This window comes from Pontibacter vulgaris (assembly GCF_022758145.1).
GTDB lineage: Bacteria > Bacteroidota > Bacteroidia > Cytophagales > Hymenobacteraceae > Pontibacter > Pontibacter vulgaris.
This window is the reverse complement of the sequence record NZ_JAJVDH010000004.1, coordinates 283879-306055: the sequence shown is the minus strand read 5'-3', so window position 1 is coordinate 306055 and position 22177 is coordinate 283879. Positions and strand designations below refer to the sequence as shown.

The 22177-nt window shown below is 44.1% G+C and carries 19 protein-coding genes; 10 read left to right on the top strand and 9 right to left on the bottom strand.

Annotation, left to right across the window (positions count from 1 at the left end):
* Positions 1–20: 20 nt before the first annotated feature.
* From LWP20_RS11560 to LWP20_RS11550, 3 genes are all read left to right on the top strand, one after another.
* Positions 21–902, top strand: a complete 882-nt coding sequence (locus LWP20_RS11560) for a bifunctional 5,10-methylenetetrahydrofolate dehydrogenase/5,10-methenyltetrahydrofolate cyclohydrolase (protein ID WP_242928299.1) — start codon at positions 21–23, stop codon at positions 900–902.
* Between the two features lie 237 nt (positions 903–1139).
* On the top strand, positions 1140–1793 hold the full coding sequence (locus tag LWP20_RS11555) for a 7-carboxy-7-deazaguanine synthase QueE (protein ID WP_242928298.1): 654 nt from the start codon (positions 1140–1142) through the stop codon (positions 1791–1793).
* Positions 1794–1799: 6 nt separating this feature from the next.
* Positions 1800–3725: an OmpA family protein gene (locus LWP20_RS11550; protein ID WP_242928297.1), complete on the top strand. Its 1926-nt coding sequence runs from the start codon at positions 1800–1802 to the stop codon at positions 3723–3725.
* Positions 3726–3900: 175 nt separating this feature from the next.
* On the opposite strand, the gene LWP20_RS11545 is transcribed toward LWP20_RS11550, so the two are convergent.
* The 3 genes from LWP20_RS11545 to LWP20_RS11535 form a co-directional block, all read right to left on the bottom strand.
* Positions 3901–5187 (bottom strand): citrate synthase, encoded by a 1287-nt coding sequence (locus LWP20_RS11545; protein WP_242928296.1) that lies wholly within the window; start codon positions 5185–5187, stop codon positions 3901–3903.
* A gap of 452 nt (positions 5188–5639) precedes the next feature.
* Positions 5640–5792 carry a hypothetical protein gene (locus LWP20_RS11540; protein WP_242928295.1) on the bottom strand — a complete coding sequence of 51 codons (153 nt, stop codon included), beginning with the start codon at positions 5790–5792 and terminating at the stop codon, positions 5640–5642.
* 85 nt (positions 5793–5877) lie between these two features.
* Positions 5878–6207 (bottom strand): hypothetical protein, encoded by a 330-nt coding sequence (locus LWP20_RS11535; protein ID WP_242928294.1) that lies wholly within the window; start codon positions 6205–6207, stop codon positions 5878–5880.
* Positions 6208–6726: 519 nt separating this feature from the next.
* On the opposite strand from LWP20_RS11535, the gene LWP20_RS11530 reads away from it, so the two are divergent.
* Complete coding sequence (locus LWP20_RS11530) at positions 6727–8133, top strand: S8 family peptidase (protein WP_242928293.1); 1407 nt, start codon at positions 6727–6729, stop codon at positions 8131–8133.
* Positions 8134–8292: 159 nt separating this feature from the next.
* On the opposite strand, the gene LWP20_RS11525 is transcribed toward LWP20_RS11530, so the two are convergent.
* The gene (locus LWP20_RS11525; RefSeq protein ID WP_242928292.1) at positions 8293–8760 is read right to left on the bottom strand and encodes a MaoC family dehydratase; all 468 of its coding nucleotides are present in this window, start codon (positions 8758–8760) and stop codon (positions 8293–8295) included.
* A 783-nt stretch (positions 8761–9543) separates the two neighbouring features.
* Here LWP20_RS11525 and LWP20_RS11520 point away from each other — a divergent pair.
* Together LWP20_RS11520 and LWP20_RS11515 are read left to right on the top strand one after the other, a co-directional pair.
* Positions 9544–13176 carry a T9SS-dependent M36 family metallopeptidase gene (locus LWP20_RS11520; RefSeq protein ID WP_242928291.1) on the top strand — a complete coding sequence of 1211 codons (3633 nt, stop codon included), beginning with the start codon at positions 9544–9546 and terminating at the stop codon, positions 13174–13176.
* Between the two features lie 277 nt (positions 13177–13453).
* Complete coding sequence (locus tag LWP20_RS11515) at positions 13454–13894, top strand: DinB family protein (RefSeq protein ID WP_242928290.1); 441 nt, start codon at positions 13454–13456, stop codon at positions 13892–13894.
* A gap of 6 nt (positions 13895–13900) precedes the next feature.
* Here the strand turns inward: LWP20_RS11515 and LWP20_RS11510 are convergent, their stop codons facing one another.
* The 4 genes from LWP20_RS11510 to LWP20_RS11495 all read right to left on the bottom strand — a co-directional run bounded on the left by LWP20_RS11510 (position 13901) and on the right by LWP20_RS11495 (position 17437).
* The gene (locus LWP20_RS11510) at positions 13901–14221 is read right to left on the bottom strand and encodes a hypothetical protein (RefSeq protein WP_242928289.1); all 321 of its coding nucleotides are present in this window, start codon (positions 14219–14221) and stop codon (positions 13901–13903) included.
* A 447-nt stretch (positions 14222–14668) separates the two neighbouring features.
* Positions 14669–15223: a 3'-5' exonuclease gene (locus LWP20_RS11505; protein ID WP_242928288.1), complete on the bottom strand. Its 555-nt coding sequence runs from the start codon at positions 15221–15223 to the stop codon at positions 14669–14671.
* A gap of 116 nt (positions 15224–15339) precedes the next feature.
* On the bottom strand, positions 15340–16230 hold the full coding sequence (locus tag LWP20_RS11500) for a phosphorothioated DNA-binding restriction endonuclease (protein WP_242928287.1): 891 nt from the start codon (positions 16228–16230) through the stop codon (positions 15340–15342).
* Positions 16231–16309: 79 nt separating this feature from the next.
* The gene (locus LWP20_RS11495; RefSeq protein WP_242928286.1) at positions 16310–17437 is read right to left on the bottom strand and encodes an MBL fold metallo-hydrolase; all 1128 of its coding nucleotides are present in this window, start codon (positions 17435–17437) and stop codon (positions 16310–16312) included.
* Between the two features lie 358 nt (positions 17438–17795).
* On the opposite strand from LWP20_RS11495, the gene LWP20_RS11490 reads away from it, so the two are divergent.
* The 4 genes from LWP20_RS11490 to LWP20_RS11475 are packed head-to-tail and all read left to right on the top strand — an operon-like array spanning position 17796 to position 20315.
* Positions 17796–18236 carry a Z-ring associated ZapG family protein gene (locus tag LWP20_RS11490; protein ID WP_242928285.1) on the top strand — a complete coding sequence of 147 codons (441 nt, stop codon included), beginning with the start codon at positions 17796–17798 and terminating at the stop codon, positions 18234–18236.
* Positions 18237–18241: 5 nt separating this feature from the next.
* The gene (locus LWP20_RS11485; protein ID WP_242928284.1) at positions 18242–19324 is read left to right on the top strand and encodes a toxic anion resistance protein; all 1083 of its coding nucleotides are present in this window, start codon (positions 18242–18244) and stop codon (positions 19322–19324) included.
* A 2-nt stretch (positions 19325–19326) separates the two neighbouring features.
* Entirely contained in the window at positions 19327–19506 is a 180-nt protein-coding gene (locus tag LWP20_RS11480) for a hypothetical protein (protein ID WP_242928283.1), read from the top strand.
* Positions 19503–20315, top strand: coding sequence for a hypothetical protein (locus tag LWP20_RS11475; protein WP_242928282.1), 813 nt, complete (start codon positions 19503–19505; stop codon positions 20313–20315). The genes LWP20_RS11480 and LWP20_RS11475 overlap by 4 nt, the downstream gene beginning before the upstream one ends.
* Positions 20316–20359: 44 nt before the next feature.
* On the opposite strand, the gene mnmE is transcribed toward LWP20_RS11475, so the two are convergent.
* Positions 20360–21739, bottom strand: coding sequence for a tRNA uridine-5-carboxymethylaminomethyl(34) synthesis GTPase MnmE (gene mnmE / locus LWP20_RS11470; protein ID WP_242928281.1), 1380 nt, complete (start codon positions 21737–21739; stop codon positions 20360–20362).
* Positions 21740–22177 lie beyond the last annotated feature (438 nt).

The following is a 22177-nucleotide window of genomic DNA, read 5'->3' as shown; positions in this document are numbered from 1 at the left end:
TCATACTTATACTTTTTATTATGATTCTGCTCGACGGTAAAAAAACATCCGAAGCCATCCAACTAGAAATTGCTGCTGAAGTTGCTGATATAAAGGCCAACGGCGGTAAGGTGCCGCACCTGGCAGCTATACTTGTAGGTAATGATGGCGGCTCGGTTACGTATGTTACGAACAAAGTGCTGGCTTGCGAAAAAGTAGGCTTCGGCTCTACACTTATCCGCTACGAAGACGATGTAACCGAAGAGGAATTACTGAACAAAATTCAGGAACTGAACGAGGATGATGAAATTGACGGATTTATAGTGCAGTTGCCGCTACCAAAGCACGTTAATACCCAGAAGGTGCTGGAAGCCGTTGATCCTAAGAAAGATGTGGATGGTTTTCACCCGGCAAATGTGGGCCGCATGGTAGCAGGTTTATCGTCTTTTCTGCCTGCAACGCCTGCCGGCATTTTGCAATTACTGGAGCGTTATAATATAGAAACGAACGGCAAGCACTGTGTCGTGATCGGGCGTAGTAACATTGTAGGCTCTCCGATGAGTATACTGATGGCAAAGGCTGCTTATCCGGGTAATGCCACTGTCACGCTTTGCCACCGCAACACCATAGACCTGCCATACTATACCCGTCAGGCTGATATCATAATTGCAGCAGTAGGCTTGCCGGGCCTGGTAACTGCAGATATGGTAAAAGAAGGCGCTGTTGTGATAGATGTAGGAACAACCCGCGTACCAGATGCCACCCGTAAAGCTGGCTACAGGCTGCGTGGCGATGTTGATTTCGATAACGTAGCCCCAAAGTGTAGTTATATTACCCCAGTGCCGGGCGGTGTTGGGCCATTAACGATAGCCATGTTGTTGAAGAATACTTTGAAAGCAGCTAAGCGCGAAGTATACGCGTAAGTATAAAACCAGTAATATTTGAGCCCACAGTATCAGACAAGATGCTGTGGGCTTTTTATTTATACTTCGATTCTACATTCAGGAAACCCAAACGGAACAGAACACACTACCAACCTTGTTGCAATTTTAACTAACTTTGCAAGTTCTGCATGGTTTATACTTTTAAAGTATGGCCGTGCAGTAATTATAATTTAAAATGCCTATTGCTATAGTGCGTGGGCGTAGCAGCATACAATTTTGGAATCAATTAAAACTTACAAAACAGCTTCTATACATACAGTACCCAAAGATGGCAGCGAACTGCCCTTGATGGAAGCTTTTTATACCATACAGGGCGAGGGAGCCAATACAGGTACTGCTGCATACTTTATCCGGCTTGGTGGCTGCGATGTAGGTTGCCATTGGTGCGATGTAAAAGAGAGCTGGGATGCGGCATTGCACCCGCTAACACCGGTTACCGAAATTGTAAGTACGGCCGAAACATTTCCGGGTAAAACGGTAGTAATTACAGGCGGCGAGCCGCTGCTTTATAACCTGAACCCATTAACTTCTCAACTGCACGAGCATGGCATTAAAACCATGATTGAAACATCAGGTGCCTACCCGATTAGTGGTTATTGGGATTGGGTATGCCTGTCGCCTAAAAAGTTTAAAGCGCCGGATGCCTCCGTTTATCCGTTTGCCGATGAGCTGAAAGTTATTATCTTTAACAAAAGTGATTTTGCCTGGGCAGAAGAGCATGCTGAGAAAGTAGGAGAGGAATGCCGGTTATACCTGCAACCAGAGTGGAGCAAAGCCAACCAGTTAATGCCACTGATAGTAGAATACGTTAAAAACAACCCGAAATGGCGTGTGTCGTTACAGACGCACAAGTACATGGACATCCCGTAACATCCTATGTTTAAAAACCTGCTTTTTGCCTTTCTTCTGATCATGGGTTCTGCTACACTGAGCCTGGCCCAGAACCGACAGTTAACAACTACCTCCAAAAAAGCAGAAAATTTATACTATAAAGCAGATGAATATGCGCGCGCCCGTGATTTTGACCGGGCTCTGAATGCGCTTTCGGAAGCCACCCAGAAAGACCCGAATTTTGCGGAAGCATACTTAAAGGCAGCTAACCTGTACAAGATGATGGGTAACAAAGCTGCCACTTTTGAGCAACTCCAGAAGGGCTTAAAGCTTTTGCCATTCCACCCTGCTTTTGCAAATGAATACTACAACCTGGCTGAATTATACTTTGATAAAGGGGAGTATACGCCAGCCCGCGAAAACTATGAGCTATACATAAAGGCCAAACCGAAAAATGTAAAGCTGATAGAACATGCCAGGCAACAGATTAAAGCAAGCGAATTTGCTGCAGAAGCTATCAAAAATCCTGTTGATTTTAAGCCTGTTAGGCTGGCTGGCCCTATAAACCAGTTTGGTCTGCAATACTTCCCTTATACTACCGCCGATCAGCAATATTTTATTTACACGGCACGTGCCGGCATCCGGCCTGATCAGGACGAGGATATTTATATTTCACAACTACGAAACGGAGAGTGGCAGGCACCGGTATCAATTTCTGATAATATAAATTCCCCTGCCAACGAAGGTGCCGGTACTATTTCCGGGGATGGTAAAACCCTTGTATTTACTTCCTGTAACCGTCCGGACAGCCAAGGCGACTGCGATCTTTATATTTCTTTCAGAACAGGCAACGAGTGGAGCAAACCCCAGAACATGGGAAATACAGTAAACTCTAAAGCCTGGGATTCGCAGCCGAGTCTTTCTGCTGATGGCCGTACGTTATACTTTACCTCAACACGTGGTGGAGGTATCGGAAAAGAAGACGTTTGGGTATCGTACTTAAATCAGGATGGAACCTGGCAGAAACCAGCTAACGTTGGTGAGCCTATTAACTCGAAAGGCCGTGATATGGCTCCGTTTATACATGTAAGCGGCTCTACTTTATACTTTGTTAGTGATGGGCATCCGGGCATGGGAGGGCTGGATGTGTTTATGGCATCACTCGAGCAAAAGAAAAAATGGTCGCAGCCTAAAAACATGGGCTATCCATTGAATACGCATTCAGATGAAGGCTCACTCTTTATAGCTCCTGATAATAAAACCGGCTATTACTCGCGCCAGCACATTACCGACAACAATGTGAGCATACAACTCTATAGTTTTGTAGTGCCCGAAGTATGGAAAAGCAAGACGAAAAGTACCTATGCCCAAGGCCGTGTATTTGATGCTGATACCAAAAAGCCATTGGCAGGTTTAGTTCAACTTTACGATGTAGTGGCAGATACACTATTACAGCAGGTAAAATCTGACAAACTGAACGGTGAGTATACAGTTGTACTTACCCAGGGAAAACAATACGCCCTTTATGTAAGCGCGCCAAAATACATGCTAAACAGTATTAGTTTTGATTATACTTCTGAGAAAGCACTATCGCCGGTTGCCTTGGATGTTTACCTGAAGCCAATAAAAGCCGGAGCTGCCATTGTGCTTAACAACCTTTTCTTTGATACGAACAAGTATACGTTGGAAAAGAAATCCAAAACCGAACTAGATAAACTGATTGCGTTTATGCGTCAAAATAGCGCCGTTCAGGTTGAGATTTCCGGCCATACAGATGACGTAGGTTCTGATGAAGCCAACCAGTTATTATCTGAACGTAGAGCCAGATCGGTGGTTGAGTACCTGGCCAATAATGGCATTGCCAAGGCCCGGATCAACTTTAAAGGCTATGGCGAATCAAAACCTATCAAGCCAAACACATCTGAGGTTAACCGCCAGCTTAACCGGCGCATTGAGATGCGTGTTTTGTAAATACAACAGCTTTTAAAGTGTTAGCTGTCAGTAGTTTGGGCTTGCCTAACACCAGATTTTACGGAAACAGTTTGTATGGGAACTGACAGACTGATCTTATACTTACTAAGATAACTATAAAACAAAATCGCCGGCCACTTTGCAGTAGCCGGCGATTTTATACTTTAAATATGTCTTATCTCTGTTCGATCGGAACGTAGTTGCGTTCAGTTTCGCCGGTATATACCTGACGCGGACGGCCAATTGGCTCTTTCTGCTCGCGCATTTCTTTCCACTGTGCAATCCAACCTGGTAGACGACCAAGGGCAAACATTACTGTAAACATATCAGTAGGAATGCCAAGTGCACGGTAAATGATACCTGAGTAGAAGTCTACGTTAGGGTATAGTTTGCGCTCTACAAAGTAAGGATCAGTCAGTGCTGCTTCTTCCAGTTCCTTCGCAATATTAAGGATAGGATCATCAATACCAAGAGCTTCCAGTACATCATCAGCAGTTTTCTTGATGATGGTAGCACGTGGATCAAAGTTTTTGTACACACGGTGACCGAAGCCCATCAAACGGAAAGGATCGTCTTTGTCTTTTGCTTTCGCGATGTATTTCTTAGAGTCGCCTCCATCTGCTTTAATTGCTTCCAGCATTTCGATTACAGCCTGGTTAGCACCACCATGCAGCGGACCCCAAAGCGCGTTGATACCAGCAGAAACAGAAGAGTAAAGGCTAGCGTTTGCTGAACCTACCAGACGTACTGTAGAAGTAGAGCAATTTTGCTCGTGGTCAGCGTGCAGGATTAACAATTTATTCAGGGCATCTACAACAACCGGGTTAATTTCATAATCCTCAGTTGGGTAGGCAAACATCATATGCAGGAAGTTTGAGCAATAATCCAGCTTGTTTTTTGGATAGTTAACCGGATGCCCGATAGAGTTCTTATAAGACCATGCTGCAATAGTAGAGATCTTAGCCATCAGTCTGATGATTGAAAGATCAACTTCTTCTTTAGACTGGTTCGGGTTAAGCGACTCAGGGTAGAAAGCAGTAAGTGAGCTAACCAAAGCAGAAAGTATACCCATAGGGTGAGCAGTAGAAGGGAAGCCATCCAGGATCTTGCGCATATCTTCGTTTACAAGCGTATGCATTTTGATCTTGTTGCTGAAATCATCAAGCTCCTGTGTTGTAGGCAACTTGCCATAAATCAGCAGGTAAGCTACTTCAATAAAGTTAGACTTTTCGGCTAGTTGCTCTATCGGATAACCTCTGTAGCTCAGGATACCTTTTTCGCCATCAAGGAATGTGATAGCACTGGTAGTTGCACCTGTATTCTTATAACCCGAATCAAGAGTGATATAACCGCTCTCGCCTCTGAGGTTAGAAATATCGATTGCTTTTTCATCTTCAGTACCTACAACTACCGGGAGTTTGTAGGATTTACCATCTAAAATTATTTCAGCGAAATCTGACATGTGTATTTTTTTTTATGTCTGTAGTTGTGTCTCTTAAGGAAGCGAAATTATGTAAAAATGTTTTAAAAAGAAATCCACTTTTACTATATAAATTAATTTAATACAAGCGCAACGCTTTTGCATTGGCCGTGGCTTTGTGTATTAACGTCTGTGATTAAAAAAGTTTGTAAAACAGGCTAATGATTTGCCCTAGGCTATAAGCTTATAGGAATTAAATAAAAGCGGGAAGCAGCATTTTTAGGAGTAGGATGGGTATAAATCAAAAAGGGCTCCTGCAATGAGGAGCCCTTTTCGTGTGAAAATATGATATTTTCAACTTTTAGCCATGCTTTTATACGGTGCAGGTTTTGCGAAGGTTACAGAAAGTTAAAAAATATTTAATTTTTTTTCTGACTGCTTAGTTTTAAGCTTCTTCTCCTGTTTCGGTAAGTATAATTATACTTTACAAAAGCTTAGTCGTAGCTGTTTTTCTTTTTATCCTGCTTTTCTGCTTTTTTTTCCTTGGTGGTTTTTGCAGGCTTTTTCTTTGTTTCTTTTTTAGCGTCTTGTGATTTTGCCATGGGTAGTGGTGTATAGTTTTCTAAAGCTATGATTTTTTTAATCATTGTACTATACTATAATATAAAGAGTTTTAGAGCTTTTTTAGTAGAAGCAAATTAAAAGCTGGCAAAATTAAGATAGATAGTATACTTACCAGGGGTGTTGGTCATCGTCATCTGAAGATGGGTCCTTTCTACTGAATCCGCTTTGAGGGTGATATGGCGTATTCCTGCCTTCCAGGTGATCTATCATATCCTGGTGCAGTTTTATTTTATCAAGCTTTATAAATTCCTCCCAAAGCAGTTGGTCCCGATCCGACATACGCCCGATCAGGTCTTGTAACTGCAACCCGCTATCCTGCTGCTGCAACTCCTTAATATAAGGGTCCGAATCTACAAGGCGCTGTATCATTATCCGGAAGTAAGTGTTCAGCTCCAGGTACCTGTCTTCGTCCCAGTCTGATAGATTTATTTTTTCCATGCCGGCAATACTTGAATTAGATATAGTTTACTTTTTTTGAAATTTATAGTTATCTGCCGCAAGTCAATAGGTCATGCTTTTACCAGGTAAGACCTAGAGTTGATGAAGATCTACAAGTATATCCTGCCATACTTTATAAGCTTACCAGAAGAAAACGCTGAAGTTAACTGCCGCAAATTATATAGGTTTTAAAGTATAAACATAGAAAAGAACTATGCTTTGATCTTCATACTTAATCGGGTTATACTTTAAATTATGGCACAAGTAGGTGAAAACAAATCTGGCTATATATGATTATATAGTGAAAAGTATATAGTTACTTTTCGTGCATTATATACTTGGTTGAAATGCTAAATTAATTGTATATGTAATTTAAATAGCCTGATATGCAGGTGTGTATGTCTTGGTAAGTTTAAGTTGGTGATGTTACTTTTTTAAGTGTTTATTCCTTTAAATAAATATTATTATTTCGTCTATTTAGAAAATAAAAAAAACTCACTCACCTTAAACTCAATCATTATGAAGAAAAATTTCATTACTACAGGTAAGTCCGCTGTTGCGATGGCTATCCTGTCTGCTGCTTTCCTGTCGAGCTGCGAAAAAGAAACTACTCTGGAGAACAAAGAGTTTGCAACTTCGCAGGAATTACAGGCAACAGCCGGCAAAGGTCAGGCATTTGTGTCAAACGAGGTTCTTGTTAAATTCAAGTCAGGCATTTCTGATGATGCAAGAGCTACTGCACTGGCCCGTATCAGCGGTTCTGTAAAAGAGCGTATCCTTACAAAAGCTATGGAGCGCGTTGGCGATAGAGAAGGACTTACATTGGTTCATACTTCTATGGCTGCGCTTGATGCTCTGAGCAAGCTGAAAGGAGCTGCTGAAATTGAGTATGCTGAGCCTAACTATATTTACACACACACCGCTACTTCCAGCGATCCATATTTTACCAATGGATCACTTTGGGGTATGTATGGCGATGCTTCTTCTCCGGCTAACCAGTATGGTAGCCAGGCAGCCGAAGCGTGGGCTGGCGGCAACACTGGTGCTGCATCTGTTGTGGTAGGTATTATTGATGAAGGTATTCAGTATACACACCCTGAACTTGCAGCTAACGTATGGACCAACCCGTACGATCCTATAGATGGCGTGGATAACGATGGCAACGGTTATATAGATGATACACACGGCTGGGACTTTGACGGTAATAATAACGAAGTATATGACGGTGGCGACAGAGGTAGCCTCGATGACCACGGTACTCACGTAGCCGGTACTATTGGCGCGGCGAATAATGGAACTGGTGTAGTTGGCGTTAACTGGAACGTAACCATGATCTCGCTTAAGTTCTTGGGCCGCAGAGGTGGTACAACTGCTAATGCTGTTAAAGCAGTAGATTATTTAACCGACCTGAAAACGCGTCATGGTATGAACATAGTAGCCAGCAACAACTCATGGGGCGGCGGCGGCTTCTCGCAGGCACTTTACGATGCTGTTAACCGTGCAAACACAAAAGAGATTCTGTTTGTAGCAGCAGCTGGTAACGGCGGTAGCGACGGTGTAGGCGATAACAACGATGCAGTAGAAAGCTACCCATCTAACATGGACCTGCCTAACGTAATTGCTGTTGCAGCTATTACTAACACTGGTGCTAAGTCTTCGTTCTCTAACTACGGTGCTACTACAGTAGATATCGGAGCTCCTGGTTCTGCTATCAACTCTACTACAGCCTACAACACGTATTCATCTTATAACGGTACGTCAATGGCAACGCCTCACGTAACTGGTGGCGTAGCACTGTATGCAGCTTCTCACCCTGGCTCAACTGCTGCAGCTATTAAGAACGCCATTATGAGCAGCGCCATACCTACAGCTTCTCTGTCAGGTAAGTGCGTTACAGGTGGCCGCCTGAATGTTAGCGGTTTCTAAGAACTAACACCTAATAAGTAAAAAGCCGCCCTGAGTTAGATCAGGGCGGCTTTTTTTATGATGACTACCGGGTAATTACCTTAAGACTTTTATACTAAGTGGCGCATAAGTAAAGTATAAATACAGGAAATATAATTGCCAATGGTTGTCCGGTACTTATTAATTATTGAAGTGATACAGGAAGGTAATGATACCTGTGTAAGCTGGTTTTTTGCTGTCCTTAATTTCCAGCGTTACCTCCAGGCGTGCTTTGGCAATACCTCGCAGGTCTTTTACAGAAAGTAGTTTTGCACGCAGGCGCACATCACTGTCCACAGTTACAGCCTGGTTAAATCGAAGGCTTTCTATCTCATAGTTTACCTGCATTTTCAGGTTCTCAATAGAGGCGATCTGGTTCCATAAATAAGGCAACAGCGACACGGTAAGGTAGCCATGCGCAATAGTAGCCCCAAACGGCGTTTCGGTTTTGGCACGCTCTTCATCCAGGTGAATCCATTGGTAATCCAGGGTAGCTTCGGCGAATTTGGTTATCTGCTCCTGCGTAATGGTATGATAATCTGATAAGCCCATTTCTTTGCCTTCGTAGCTGGAAAGCTCTGCCAGGCTTTTTATGGTTAATTTACTCATGTTGTTGGTCGTTGTTAGGTGTGTTTATGGTTGTTGGCGCTTCATGCTATCGTTTAGCACCATCAAATATACATGTAATCCTGAATTTGGCACAGTCTGATAGATGATCATAGCATTTACTCTATTATTAAGATCTAACCCGCAAGTTCCGGAATTAAGAACGCAAATCTGAGCTTTCAATTTATTTTGTCACAGAGAGCATAACCTCTGGAGCTGTAAGCATTGCTACATTATGGTATGTGATATGAAAGCAAATTATACAAATTATTAATATTTATAACTTGGAAAAGTATAATTATATAATATATTTTCAGGATGGCTATAGTTAAAAATAAAATATATATAATTATATCACATGGTGCTTTGAATTAAATAGTTTTGTTCACCTATTTACTCGAAGCAATTAATGCCGGTAAACCATATTGGCAATTTACCTTTCTGTGGTCAAATCAATGATGATTTATACTTCCCAATTACCACTTAAACTGTCTAAAAGCCTGCGTTATAACACTATTCTGGCTGTTTTAGTGTTTTCTAAGCTAAATACAATCTGATGTATTGGAGCAGGTAATCCTCTAAAATCTATATTTTAATATCCTTCGTATTGGATTCATTATCAACAGATAAGTTTGTTGTTAAAGCATGTATATAGTACTCTATGGTTGGTTTTAGTTGATAAGCTGTAACCGAGCTTATGACTTCTTATAGTGCAATTGTTTTTGTTATTTGAATTTTACAATACCCTTTATAATACCATATGTAACACCTTTAACTAAACTGTTTATGAATCAAAAGATTACTAAGCATTTGCTGTGTCTGCTAGGGATGTTTTTATGCCTGGCACCTTTGAATGCACAAGCTCAGTCGGCGCTCGACAGGGCTTTGCAACACATACAGCAAACTAAAGCAGAACATAAACTCACTACCGCTGACCTGGCCGATTACATAGTTACTGACCAGTATACCAGCAAGAACAACGGTGTAACCCATATCTACCTGCGGCAGCGTTTTAACGGCATTGAAGTAGTTGGCGCCAATATCAACATCAATATTACTAAGGACGGCCAGGTAATAAATATGGGAAACAGGTTTATTCCGAACCTCAGAGCTGCTATCCGTAATAACACTGCTGCGATTTCAGCACCTCAGGCAGCCAGTGCCGCAGCCCGCGATTTAAAACTGACTGTTAAAAAGCCACTGGATATTAAAGAGCGAAAGAAACCGACAGAAAAGGTAACTGCAGCTGCGAAGGCCGTAGTATTAACAGATGGTGGCATTTCGCTTAATCCTATACCTGCTAAACTGGTGTACCAGCCTATGGCAGATGGTACTGTGCGACTGGCTTGGGAGGTAGAGATCTATAACCTGGATGCACAGCACTACTGGAGCATGCGAGTGGATGCAGCTACGGGACAAGTGCTGCAGAAAAAAGACCTGGTGGTACAGGATAACTGGGGACCGAAGGTTGTAACAGATGCACCCGAAACCAAGGCTGAAACTATAACAACAACTGCTACATCACGAGCTACTAAAAAGGTACTGCAGCAGCAGGCAAAACAGAAGTTCTATGCCCAGTTGTTTGCGCCTAAAGCTACAGCTTTGAGCAATGCCGTTGCGGTTGCCGGTAGCGGTACTTACCGTATACTAGATGTGCCCTTCGAAACACCAAACCATGGCGACAGAACCTTAGTTACCGGCAAAGAGAATGCGACTGCCTCTCCGCTGGGCTGGCACAACGATGGTACCTTTAGTTATACGATAACTAAAGGTAACAACGTGCACGCCTACGAGGACAGGGCAGGAGCTAATGCCGGCTTAAGCCCGGATGGTGGCACAAACCTGGTTTTCGATTTCCCGATTGATTTTGCAAAAGAACCTGATACGTATGTGCAGGCAGCCACAACTAACCTGTTCTACTGGAACAACCTGATGCACGACGTTTTTTACCAGTTCGGTTTCGATGAAGTAAGCGGTAATTTTCAGCAGACAAACTTTACTGGCCAGGGTGCCGGACTGGACGGTGTAATGGCCGAAGCACAGGACGGAGGCGGTACCAACAATGCCAACTTCCTGACCTTGCAGGATGGGGTGCCGGGCCGTATGCAGATGTATCTCTGGACCTCCTCGCTACCTGCTAAATTACTCCACATAACAGCTCCATCGTCAGTGGCGGGTTCATACACAGGCGTGCAGGCTGCTTTTGGCCCTGAAGTAGATGAGACAGGAGTTTCCGGTAAGATCGTACTGGCTGACCCGGCTAATGGCTGTAATGCCGCTCCTGCATTGCCTGCCGGTTCTGTGCCACTGCCTTTCAACAACCAGGCCGCTATTACCGGAAACATTGCACTGGTTTACCGCGGCGATTGTTCTTTTATTTCTAAAGCACTTAACGCACAGGCCTCTGGGGCAACAGGAGTTATCGTCATCAATAACATAGATGGCGATCCGCTTTCAATGGGTGGTGATGAAACCGGTGCTACCGTGCTTATACCGGCTATCATGATCAGTAAAGCTGATGGAGATAAACTGGTAGCGGCGCTTAGTGGTGGCCTGGCAGGTAGCCTGCGTCGCGAAGGTGGCGTGCCTCCACTGAAAGACGGTGATTTGGATAATGGAATTATTGCGCATGAGTATGGCCATGGTATCTCTACCCGCTTAACGGGTGGCCCAAGCACACAGTGTTTGACAGGAGCAGAGCAGGGCGGTGAAGGCTGGAGCGATTTCTTTGCTTTATACATGACCATGAAAGCCGGTGATACTGGTCCGCAGGTCAGAGGTATTGGTACGTATGTGCAGTCGCAGCCAACTGATGGGGGCGGTATCAGACCTGCACCTTACAGCACCGACATGAGCATCAACCCTTATACCTATGGCGACATCTCGAACCCGGAAATATCTGTACCGCACGGCGTAGGCTTTATTTGGGCAACTATGCTATGGGACCTGACCTGGAACCTGATAGACGAGTATGGCTACGACCCGAACATCTACAATGGTAAAGGCGGTAACAATATTGCCCTGCAGTTGATAATAGATGGCCTTAAGCTACAGCCTTGCAGCCCTGGCTTTATAGATGCCCGTAATGCTATACTTGCAGCCGACCAGGTAAACAACGGCGGCGCGAACCAATGCTACATCTGGGCGGCATTTGCCAAGCGTGGCCTGGGCTATAGTGCACAACAGGGCAGTAACGACGACCTGACCGATGGGGTAGAGGCCTTTGATATGCCACCATCCTGCGCACCACAGTTTGCTATAAACATGAGTGCGAACCCTTCTCCGGTTACAGATGGCCAGGAACTGACCTATAATATTACTGTAACCAACAACACGGCAGGCGCTGTTAGCGGCGTGACCGTAACCAGTAACGTGCCGGCCAGCACCTCTTTTGTGACTGATGGTAACAAAGATGTAAAAGTAACTGGCAACACCGTGAGCTTTAAAGCAGTGCGCATGGCACAGGGCGAAACTATAAACCGCAGCTTTAAAGTGAAAGTGAATAAAGGTGACGGAACAACTGTTTACTTTAATGATGATATGGAGAATGGTGCTACCAAATGGAAGACAAGCAGCACACTGTTGCTCAACAACTGGGTGCTAAGCTCCAAAAATCCATATAGTGGCAAAAATGCCTGGTTTGCAGCAGATCCTGACAACATCAGTGATCAGTATCTGACACTTTCATCGCCAGTAACTATAGGTGAAAATGCGCTGATGCGTTTCTGGCACAGCTATGCAACCGAAGAAGGTTTTGATGGTGGTATTGTAGAAATCAGCACTAACAACGGCCTTACCTGGACCAACCTCGGTAGTAAAATGATACAGAACGGCTATAACAGCTCGATTCCGCTGGAAAATGCTGCAACTATAAGCGGCCCGGCCTTTACAGGTAACAGCAACGGATACATACAGACCATTGTAGATCTGGCTTCTTACAAAGGACAGAAAGTGCTTGTAAGGTTTAAAATGGCGTCTGATGTACTAACTGCGGCTACTGGCTGGTATGTAGATAACGTGGACATTGTTTCGAACCCGGTAACTATAGCTAACTCGGCTACGGTAACTTCGCGCTTCGGCGGAGATGCCACTGCTAACGTAGAAACGCTGGTGCTGAAAGCCGGAACCCTGAGCCAGACGCTGGTATCTAATGCTGCCGCTAAGCCAACTAAAACCATTATGTACCCTAACCCTACGCAGGGTAAGCTGAACCTGCAACTGGCCGAAGGTCTGACCGGAAGTATAGGTATACAGGTTGTGGATGTGTATGGTAAGGAAGTGATGACCATACAGCTAGCGACTGACGAAGCCAGGAAAGGAGCCGTACTGGATGTACAGAAACTAACGCCGGGTATCTACCTCTTTAAGGTAACAGCGGGCTCGTACTCTGAAACACACCGCATCATGATCACGAAATAACAACGCATCTTACAAAGCCAGAGAAAAGCCGCTCCTGATTTCAGGAGCGGCTTTTTGGTGATAGGGGAAGTATGAATGTATTGTTGTTTATAGCAACTTTATAGTTTTATACTTGCGTCGGCCATAGTTCGCGTAATTAGCTAGCCATCAAACTGCCTTAGTTTATACTTGAAGGTGAAAACACTGTAAGGACGTTTCACGAACTGGAAAGAATTTTTAATTTTGAATAATTGAATTTCGACTAAAAAAGTAAGAGGAAAACCACTTAACTCTTAGAATGCTGCAAGACCTGACAACTATACTTACCCGAGACCTGGAAAAGCTGTACAATGAAATTGATGCATTTACAGCCGAAGCCAACCTATGGAAAACAACAGGAAATATTACTAACTCAGCGGGTAACCTTTGCCTGCACCTGTGTGGTAACTTGAATACATATATTGGCGCTAAGCTTGGCGACAGCGGCTACGAGCGCAACAGGCCGGCAGAGTTCAGCAGCAAGGATGTGCCTAAAGCAGAGCTACTAAAGCAGGTAGAACAAACCCGGGAGATGGTAGCGAAAACGTTGCAACAGCTGCAACCAGCCGACCTGGAGCAAAATTACCCGGAGCAAGTTCTGGACAAACCCATGACAACAGCCTTTTTCCTGGTACACCTTACGACACACTTATCTTACCATCTGGGGCAGATCAATTACCTGCGGCGGGTACTGGAGTAAGACTTGCTAATTGTAATGAACCTCCAGTTCATCATCAGCCAGACCTATAGCTATGCCGTGGCGCAGTATTTTATAGTTTGGATGAGCTTGATTACTCAGGTCATTTTCAATTTCCTGAATGGTTAGCCCTTGTGTATCACCTTCAAAAAAACGGATCCAAAGTCCTTTGGTAGCTTCGGTTTCTTCATCTTCTGAGTCTTGATCAGACATAAGTTGCATTTCAACTTCCCGGAGCTTTAGTATCAGTTCTTCATTGTCAATTATGCCGTCTATGTAGGCACTGAAAATTTGCTTTACGGTTGCTGTATAGCGAGCTTGTTTTGTCATGGGTGGTAGTAAACAGTTATAGTTTGCAAAGTAACTGGTAAAGTTTATAGTTTCTGTAACTCTTCCCTGAAAGGCGTACTCCTAATAGCTAGAATCAACTCAACAGCCTGTCCATCTTAATCTTTAGTAAAATACACTTGTATCAGCTTTATTAAGCCTTTTCTGGTAAGTTTTGTTGCTAAACATTTTGATGCTCAGGTAGTTACTTAAAGTATAAACTGCTGATTATTGTTAGTCAATAAAATTTATTTGCCTATGACACCTAATACTGCACTTGCTTTGCTTCTGGTTGGTTCCTTAGCTTATTTCGTAATTGAGCTGGTTATAGATTAGCTATGAAGATTACAAATAGTATAAGTTACCTTTCGTAGTATAGGAGCTTCCGTATCCGGAGTCCCTGAGGTAGGGTAACAGCTAGGTAGTAGAGTTAACACACAAAGTATAAACTCAGACGCGGCTGATCTTGCTTCCCATTTTTGCAAGAAACTCTTCTTCCGAAGCAGTACCAGTCTGTTCAATAGCTTTCAGAGAAAGTGCGGCACAGGCATGGGCATCTGACGCAGCCCTGTGGTGCTGGAAGTCGATCCGGTGCATGTTGCAGAGCGTTTTCAAATCATACTTAGTCATGCCTTTCCAGATGTTTTTAGAGAATTTCAGGCTGCACGAATAGCGCGCCTCTGGTAGTGGAATGCTATAGGTTGCAAGTGTTTTGCGCAGTACGCTCATATCGAAGCTGGCATTGTGCGCGATCAGGAACTGTCCTTCCAGGTAAGGCTGCAGTACCGGCCACAGCTCCCTGAAATCAGGCTGGTCTTTCACATCGGTTGGTTTTATGCCATGCACCGCCACATTAAAATGGTTAAAGTGCGGATAGTATAAAGGCTTGATCAGCCAGGAACGGGTTTCTACAATCTGCGTGTCCTTTACCACTGTTATTCCTATCTCACAAGGGCTGTCTCTTTGTGGCGTAGCTGTCTCGAAGTCTAATGCAATAAAATCCATGGCGCAATTTAGGGATTTATACAGGCAGCTTCAATAAATTCTGTTATTCCTTCTACTTCCTCCACCAAACCTTCTCCGGAGCTCGATCCAGGCTAGTTTGTGGATAATGGTCATTGTTAACTTCTGTAACCGCCTTTGAACACCTCGTTTACATGCCAGGCAGTATACTCAGGATTAGGATAGTAGGCTTTCTTTTGTGGTGGGTTAATGGATCTGCCATGGTGCTGCTTTAACCACTCCTGAGCCCCAACACCATTTACTTCATCAGACACCAGCATTCTCATTTCTTCTGTAACGGTAAAGGCTCCCATATCAAAAAGCTTATGGTGTGTAGCGCATAGTGCTAAACCATTTACTTCTACATCCGGTCCGCCAGCTTGGTGCCACATAATATGCGCTGCTTCAAGTGCTAACAACTGGTGCCGCAGCCTAACGCTAAAACCACAAACAGCGCATTGATACTCGTAAGCTTTTAAAATACTTTCCCTGAAGAGTGGGTCGCGTTTGCGGGTAGGTTTAATAATGTGGTTTGATGGCGTTACTGCCAGATCTAAGCCTACTGCATCAAGTATATCCTGATGCAGTGTTTCCGGGAAGTTCTGCTCAAGTATAACTTCAGCTATACTTTTCAATAATTCCGGATCCTGTCTTAATTGTTGTACCACATACTCCGGAAACTTTCCAGCTAATTGGTGTTCGCGCAGAAACTTTGAAGTATAATCTTGTTTTGTATCAATCAGTTCAGGCTCATTTAACTGCCAAAGACCATCGTTGGCCAATTTTGTAAAAGGAAAGTTAGGATAGTAGCTTTTCCTGTATGGTCCAAAGTCAATCAGTAAATCTTTTAGCCTCGGTTCTATATTTATGTAAGGTATAAAGCCTGTGTTACCTCGCTGAATTTCTCCCAAAGCCATAAGTATAAGCAAAGGCTTGTGCGGTGCACGTGTGCCTTTGCTTTTCCAGGTGTTGATGTTCTGGAACTGGGAGAGGAGGTCTTTGGGCTTCATCGGCTTTGGGATTGACGCAATGTTTAGTTATAGCTAAGATACAATATTTGAATAAATATTAAGGTTAAGTAGAATGACACTATTTCCTCCACCATACCTTCCCAGGCGCTTTCTTTCCTAAAACTAAAGACTCCCCGATAAGCGGAGTAGCCATAGGCACCTGCAACTTGGCAGCTTCTTTCGATACTCGTTCTATAGGGTCGGTCCAGGTATGCATGGCCAACGCGAAAGCGCCCCAGTGGATGGGCATGAGCAGTTTGCCTTTCAGGTCGAGGTGGGCCTGCACGGTTTGCTCGGGCATCATGTGTATGTTGGGCCATAGTTCGTTGTACTGGCCGCATTCCATCAAGGTAATATCAAAAGGGCCATACTTATCACCGATCTCGGCAAATCCATTAAAGTAGCCGGAGTCGCCGCTGAAAAAGATCCTGTCTTCCTTGCCTATAATTACCCACGACATCCACAGCGTTTTCATTCTGTCGGAGAAGCCGCGGCCGGAGAAATGGCGCGATGGGGTAGCGGCGAAGGTCAGCCCCTGAAAGGTTGTTTCCTGCCACCAGTCCATTTCGGTTATTTTTTCGGCAGGTACACCCCAGCGTTCAAGATGGGCACCAACGCCCAGCGCTACATAAAAATGGCCTGTCTTCTCGTTCAGCTTTTTAATAGAACCATAGTCGAGGTGGTCGTAGTGGTCATGCGATATCAGCACGGCATCTATACTTGGCAGTTCTTCCACAGTAACGGGCAGCGCCGAAAAGCGCTTCGGCCCGATAAAGCTGATGGGGGAGGCAATGTCGCCCAGCATGGGGTCTAGCAGCAGGCGTTTGCCGTCTATTTCTATCATAAAAGCAGAATGCCCGAACCAGGTAACTATAGTGGCGGTATCCTGTACGGTGCTGGTAAACTGCCGTGCATCCAGCTTCTTAACCGGTACTATCCAGTCAGGCACCTGTTTATCATTGTTCCCGAATATCCTGGCCGAAAAGATCTTTACAAACCCTTTAAAGCCAATATCCATGTTTGTGGCTACAGGGTTTTGGAACTGCCCGTTTTTATAGTTTGGCGATTTAAGTATAGTTTCCAGGCGGGCACCTTTGGCTTCAGCACCAAACTGGGGAGATAGTTTCAGGAAAGAGCATCCTGCCACAAAAGCCAGCACTAAAATAAAGCTAAGTATAGAAAGAGAGAGTCTGAGCATTTTCTTCATCTGGGGATAGAGGTAGTTCTATAAGCTATGTAGCTTTCACTGTAGCCGGTTGCAAGTATAAATTCAAATACGCGCTAAAGATAAAGACTCCGGAAGTATAAACCGGTATTATCTGATCAGCATAAAAACCTTAATTACTAGAAAATTAAGGTGAAATTAACTCAGCGCAAATTAACTGGTATTTAGAAGGATTAGGTAAAGGGTTGCATGCAAATAAGTTTGACAGTGTATTACAAATCCCGTCTGTAACCAATTTAAAAGCGGTTTGTACCCTTTTGCGAGTATAACACAGCTGTATGGCAGCCTTCCGCGTATAAAACGTAAAGCCTATCTGGTTGATTTATAAGCTCATTTGAATATGTTAATTTTTTGGACATTGGTTATCGGAGCCATACTGGGGTATGTGTTCGGCTACTATATAAAACCCAATCAGCGTTTGCGAAAAGCCATTAAAGAGGCCCGTGAAACGTGCGCAGCTGTACTGGAAGAAAGTAGCAAAGGTGTATATAAAACCATCGTAACAGATCATAACCAGTCGTCGGAGCTTGTGGTAGAAGTAAAAGAGCTGGCTGTTACCAAAAGCGGGCAGGTAAAGGTGCAATACCTAGATGCCTTCTATAAGAATCCCGAATTCAGGACAAAAAAAGGGGAAGCCCTGCTGAAAGAAATGCGTGAACTGCTGGGCGATTACCTGCCGCTAAGCGATATAGAGTGGTACGAAACCAAAGAGCGGCATGATAACATCAGAAAGCACCTGAGTTCTTTAGACAACATGCACCAACAACATTCCGGAAAATAAAACCTATGGAGAATAAAGATATTTCGATAGCCGAGAACAAGGAATTGCTACAGCAAAAAGCGCAGGATATTTCCAGAACCATTGATCCGGCCAAACCGGAAACGCTTACCAATTTTGGGGTAGAGACGCAACGCAAACTGGGTTATTATTCCAACGAGCTGTTAACTAAGGTCAGGGCAAAGGATTCTGGCGATGCCGGGGCGGCCATTAATGAATTGCTGGCGCAAATTAACATGATCAGAATTGATGAAGAGGAGAAGCGTGGTTTTTTATCGCGAATACCTTTCGTGCAGAAGTATAAAGACAAATCGAAGCGCATAGCCAGCCAGTATAATTCAATTGCCGAAAATGTAGATGATGTAGTTATCAAACTGGAGAAAACGAGGCAGAGCATATTAAAGGACTCCACAACGCTGGAGGTAATGTTTAAGCAGGCCGTGGAATACATACAGGAAGTACGGGCTGTTATTGCTGCCGGCAAACTCAAGATTACAGAAATTGAGACCGAAACCATTCCAAAACTACAGGCAGAAGTGGAAACGAGCGGCCAGGACGAGTTGGTGGTGCAGCGGCTAAGCGATATGGTAGCATTTAAAGACCGGCTGGAAAAGAAGGTGCACGACCTGACGCTTTCGCATACTATAGCCACGCAGGCACTTCCTCAGATCCGGATGATCCAGACTACAAATGATGTGCTGGCGCAGAAGATCCAGAATTCAGTTGATACCGTTATACCTGTCTGGCGCCAGCAGGTAGCCATTGCCTTGGGCCTGGAAAAGCAACGCAAAGCACTGGAGATACAAAAAAAGGTAACAGACACTACGAACGAAATGCTGCTTAAAAACTCGCAGCTGCTGAAAACAAACGTGGTAAATGCTGCCCAGGAAAATGAACGCGGTATAGTAGATGTGGAAACGCTCAAAAAAGTAAACCGCGATATGGTAGAAACACTGGACGCTGTTTTAAAAATATCGGAAGAGGGAAGCCGCAAAAGGGCAGAGGCTGTTAAAGAGCTTGCCGAAGTGCAGGAAGAACTCAACAGCAAGATCATCGGCACGTTCAGCAAATCAAAACAAATTGAAACCTGAAAATGACCAACCTAAACAACCACCATACTTCTCCTGCCCACATCCTGTCAAAAGAGCAGGAAACCATCCTGGATCTATACATCCAAAAGCTGGATAATTTTTTCGAGGAGTTAAAAGCGTCTGAAAAGGTGCAGGTAGAAATAGAGACACAGCACCTTAAAAAGATAGTTACTACTAAATGAGAAGCCTTTTACGTTTTATTTTTGGCCGGGAAAAACCAACTGGCAGAAGGGCTGTGGTGGGCAACCCGGTAAGTATAGATGTAAAGGATGTGCCACATATAACGGAATCAAAAAAACGTCTTGCCGCACTTCGAGAGCTGTATAACAGGTATAAAAACTCAACGCATGCACAAAACATAAAATCTGTGTATGAAAAGACGGAGCGAATTCATACTTACCTGTTAAGCAAAAACCGGGTGAATGAACTGGAATTATTTCATTTGCAGCATACCGACCATTTCCTGAATACCTTTAACGTAATAATGGATGCACACCAACAGCACAGGCAGGAGAGCTTGGTTTCTCCGGTTTCAGATAATAAAGCTGCAGCCAGAAAAACTATACTTGTTCCGAATGGTAATGAAGCAAAAACTACACAGGTATTAGAACGAGAACCCAGATCAAGCTATAATGGAGAGACACACGCCGTTAAAGCTAATGTCGCCAGGCTTACCATTCCGGATATTTCCATCGACACATTCGCAAATATCATATATCTGAAAGAGAACCAACCGGATGGCCTGACCTCAGATGAAATTGGCTTTACTTCTACGCCTGAAGAAAAAGAAACCTTTATTCGCTATATATCTGGTAAACTCGGCGTAAAAGAAATTACCTACCTGGGTAATGCTATGGTTCATATTCCTGATGTACCCGGTTCCAGCCCGCCAGAAATGGTGCCAGTTATACACTGGAACGGCTCGCCTTACGCGCTATACTTAGATGACTTTCGGCTTTTCCCGGTCAGAACATACAGAAAAAGCCGCTGATAACTCAGCGGCTTTTTAACGATAGTGGTTATTTAGTTTTGAGGTTACTTTCCAATACAGAACTTAGTAAAGATATTATCCAATAGATCGTCCGTAGTGATCTCTCCGGTTATCTCTCCTAAACTATAAAGCGCACGTCGGATGTCGGCTGCTACCAGGTCGCCGCTCATACCGAGGGCCAGGCCGTTAAGCACATCATCCAGTGCAGTGTAGGTTTTGTTCAGGCTGTCTACGTGGCGGAGGTTGGTAACTATAGTTTGCTGCTGAGTATTTAGTTTGCCCAGGTTCACTTTTTGGATCAGAGCATCCTTTAGCGCTTCCATGTTAGCACCTTCTGCTGCCGATATCTTTACCAGGCCGTCCATGTTATCGAAAGCGGAAAGTATAGCAGGGGAAGCTTCATCTATTTTATTGGCTACCGGCAATACAGGTAATTTTTTGGGATTCAGTTCCTCCAGTTCGGCTAGAACTTCTTCAGGCGAGGTGGTGGTTATATCGAACAGGTAAATGATCAGCGACGACTGGCTCAGTTTCTGCAGGGTACGCTCCACACCAATGGCTTCTACCTTGTCAGTGGTTTCGCGGAGGCCGGCCGTATCTATAAACCTGAACGTAATGCCATCCAGGCTGATCTCATCTTCAATAAAGTCGCGGGTAGTGCCGGGCACATCCGATACGATGGCTTTTTCTTCGTTCAACAGCTTATTTAGCAGGGTGGATTTACCGGCATTGGGCTTACCAACTATAACAGTGGGTACACCATTTTTGATCACATTACCCAGTTCAAATGACTTCAGTAACTCCCTTATTATACTTTGAATATTAAGTATAAGCGTGCGTAACTGGTCGCGGTCGGCAAATTCTACATCTTCTTCGCCAAAATCCAGTTCAAGCTCAATCATCGATGCAAAATGCACCAGCTCAGCCCTTAATCTTTTTATCTCCTGCGAAAAACCCCCACGCATCTGTTTCATGGCCACTTCATGCGACAAAGCCGAGTCGGAAGCAATAAGGTCGGCAACGGCTTCGGCCTGTGCCAGGTCAAACTGCCCGTTCAGAAAAGCCCGTTTTGTAAACTCTCCGGCATTTGCCAGGCGGGCACCGTGTTGCAAAAGCAGTTTTACAATTTGCTGAACAATATAATCAGAGCCATGGCAGGAGATCTCTACCACGTTCTCTTTGGTATAAGAATGAGGGGCTTTAAACAATGATACCAGTACTTCATCTACAATTTTTCTTTCATCGCGGATAGTACCGAAATGAATAGTATGCGAAGGTTGTTGCTCCAGGTTTTTGCCCTTGAAAATACGTTGCGTAATGGTAACGGCATCGGGCCCGGAAAGGCGGATAACGGCAATAGCTCCTGCACCGGGTGCTGTAGCTACGGCTACTATGGTATCGTTGGAAAGTATATTAGCGTTCAAATTTATGATCTTTATCAGAATACAAATTTACGAAGTTATCTGATGAAGTGGGTGGTTAATAGGAAACATGTTGAGAGTTAATCAGCATCTATTTCATTAGCCCGAAACAAGTCCGGTATCTTTGACTTCAAAGGGGGGCTACTCTTTTGTCATCATGAGCGCTAGCCGAGGGATCTTATACAACCAACGTATAAACTCGCCCTTGTATCCCTCCTTGTCTAAGGCGGGGAGCTTAACATTCCTTTGCTAAATGCTTCTAATAAAATTTATTATGTTGCTTTAAACTAGCTTTTCGCCGGCTGGGCCTCACTTTTCTCTTTGATGAGAAAGTCTAAAAGGGACCCCTGCACCCCTGTAAGTAAAAGAATCAAGACAATTCGTTTATCGAGGGCCCCTACCCCCACTCGCTGAACGCTCAAACATCGAATCGTCAATTGG

Bases quoted from the DNA above. Each gene is read 5' to 3' on its own strand.
- LWP20_RS11525 (WP_242928292.1), bottom strand. From the start codon at position 8,760: ATGAGTAAATTAACCATAAAAAGCCTGGCAGAGCTTTCCAGCTACGAA.
- LWP20_RS11505 (WP_242928288.1), bottom strand. From the start codon at position 15,223: ATGGATTTTATTGCATTAGACTTCGAGACAGCTACGCCACAAAGAGAC.
- LWP20_RS11535 (WP_242928294.1), bottom strand. From the start codon at position 6,207: ATGGAAAAAATAAATCTATCAGACTGGGACGAAGACAGGTACCTGGAG.
- LWP20_RS11475 (WP_242928282.1), top strand. From the start codon at position 19,503: ATGAGAAGCCTTTTACGTTTTATTTTTGGCCGGGAAAAACCAACTGGC.
- LWP20_RS11540 (WP_242928295.1), bottom strand. From the start codon at position 5,792: ATGATTAAAAAAATCATAGCTTTAGAAAACTATACACCACTACCCATG.
- LWP20_RS11520 (WP_242928291.1), top strand. From the start codon at position 9,544: ATGAATCAAAAGATTACTAAGCATTTGCTGTGTCTGCTAGGGATGTTT.
- LWP20_RS11480 (WP_242928283.1), top strand. From the start codon at position 19,327: ATGACCAACCTAAACAACCACCATACTTCTCCTGCCCACATCCTGTCA.
- LWP20_RS11530 (WP_242928293.1), top strand. From the start codon at position 6,727: ATGAAGAAAAATTTCATTACTACAGGTAAGTCCGCTGTTGCGATGGCT.
- LWP20_RS11515 (WP_242928290.1), top strand. From the start codon at position 13,454: ATGCTGCAAGACCTGACAACTATACTTACCCGAGACCTGGAAAAGCTG.
- LWP20_RS11495 (WP_242928286.1), bottom strand. From the start codon at position 17,437: ATGAAGAAAATGCTCAGACTCTCTCTTTCTATACTTAGCTTTATTTTA.
- LWP20_RS11510 (WP_242928289.1), bottom strand. From the start codon at position 14,221: ATGACAAAACAAGCTCGCTATACAGCAACCGTAAAGCAAATTTTCAGT.
- LWP20_RS11485 (WP_242928284.1), top strand. From the start codon at position 18,242: ATGGAGAATAAAGATATTTCGATAGCCGAGAACAAGGAATTGCTACAG.
- LWP20_RS11490 (WP_242928285.1), top strand. From the start codon at position 17,796: ATGTTAATTTTTTGGACATTGGTTATCGGAGCCATACTGGGGTATGTG.
- LWP20_RS11500 (WP_242928287.1), bottom strand. From the start codon at position 16,230: ATGAAGCCCAAAGACCTCCTCTCCCAGTTCCAGAACATCAACACCTGG.
- LWP20_RS11550 (WP_242928297.1), top strand. From the start codon at position 1,800: ATGTTTAAAAACCTGCTTTTTGCCTTTCTTCTGATCATGGGTTCTGCT.
- LWP20_RS11560 (WP_242928299.1), top strand. From the start codon at position 21: ATGATTCTGCTCGACGGTAAAAAAACATCCGAAGCCATCCAACTAGAA.
- LWP20_RS11545 (WP_242928296.1), bottom strand. From the start codon at position 5,187: ATGTCAGATTTCGCTGAAATAATTTTAGATGGTAAATCCTACAAACTC.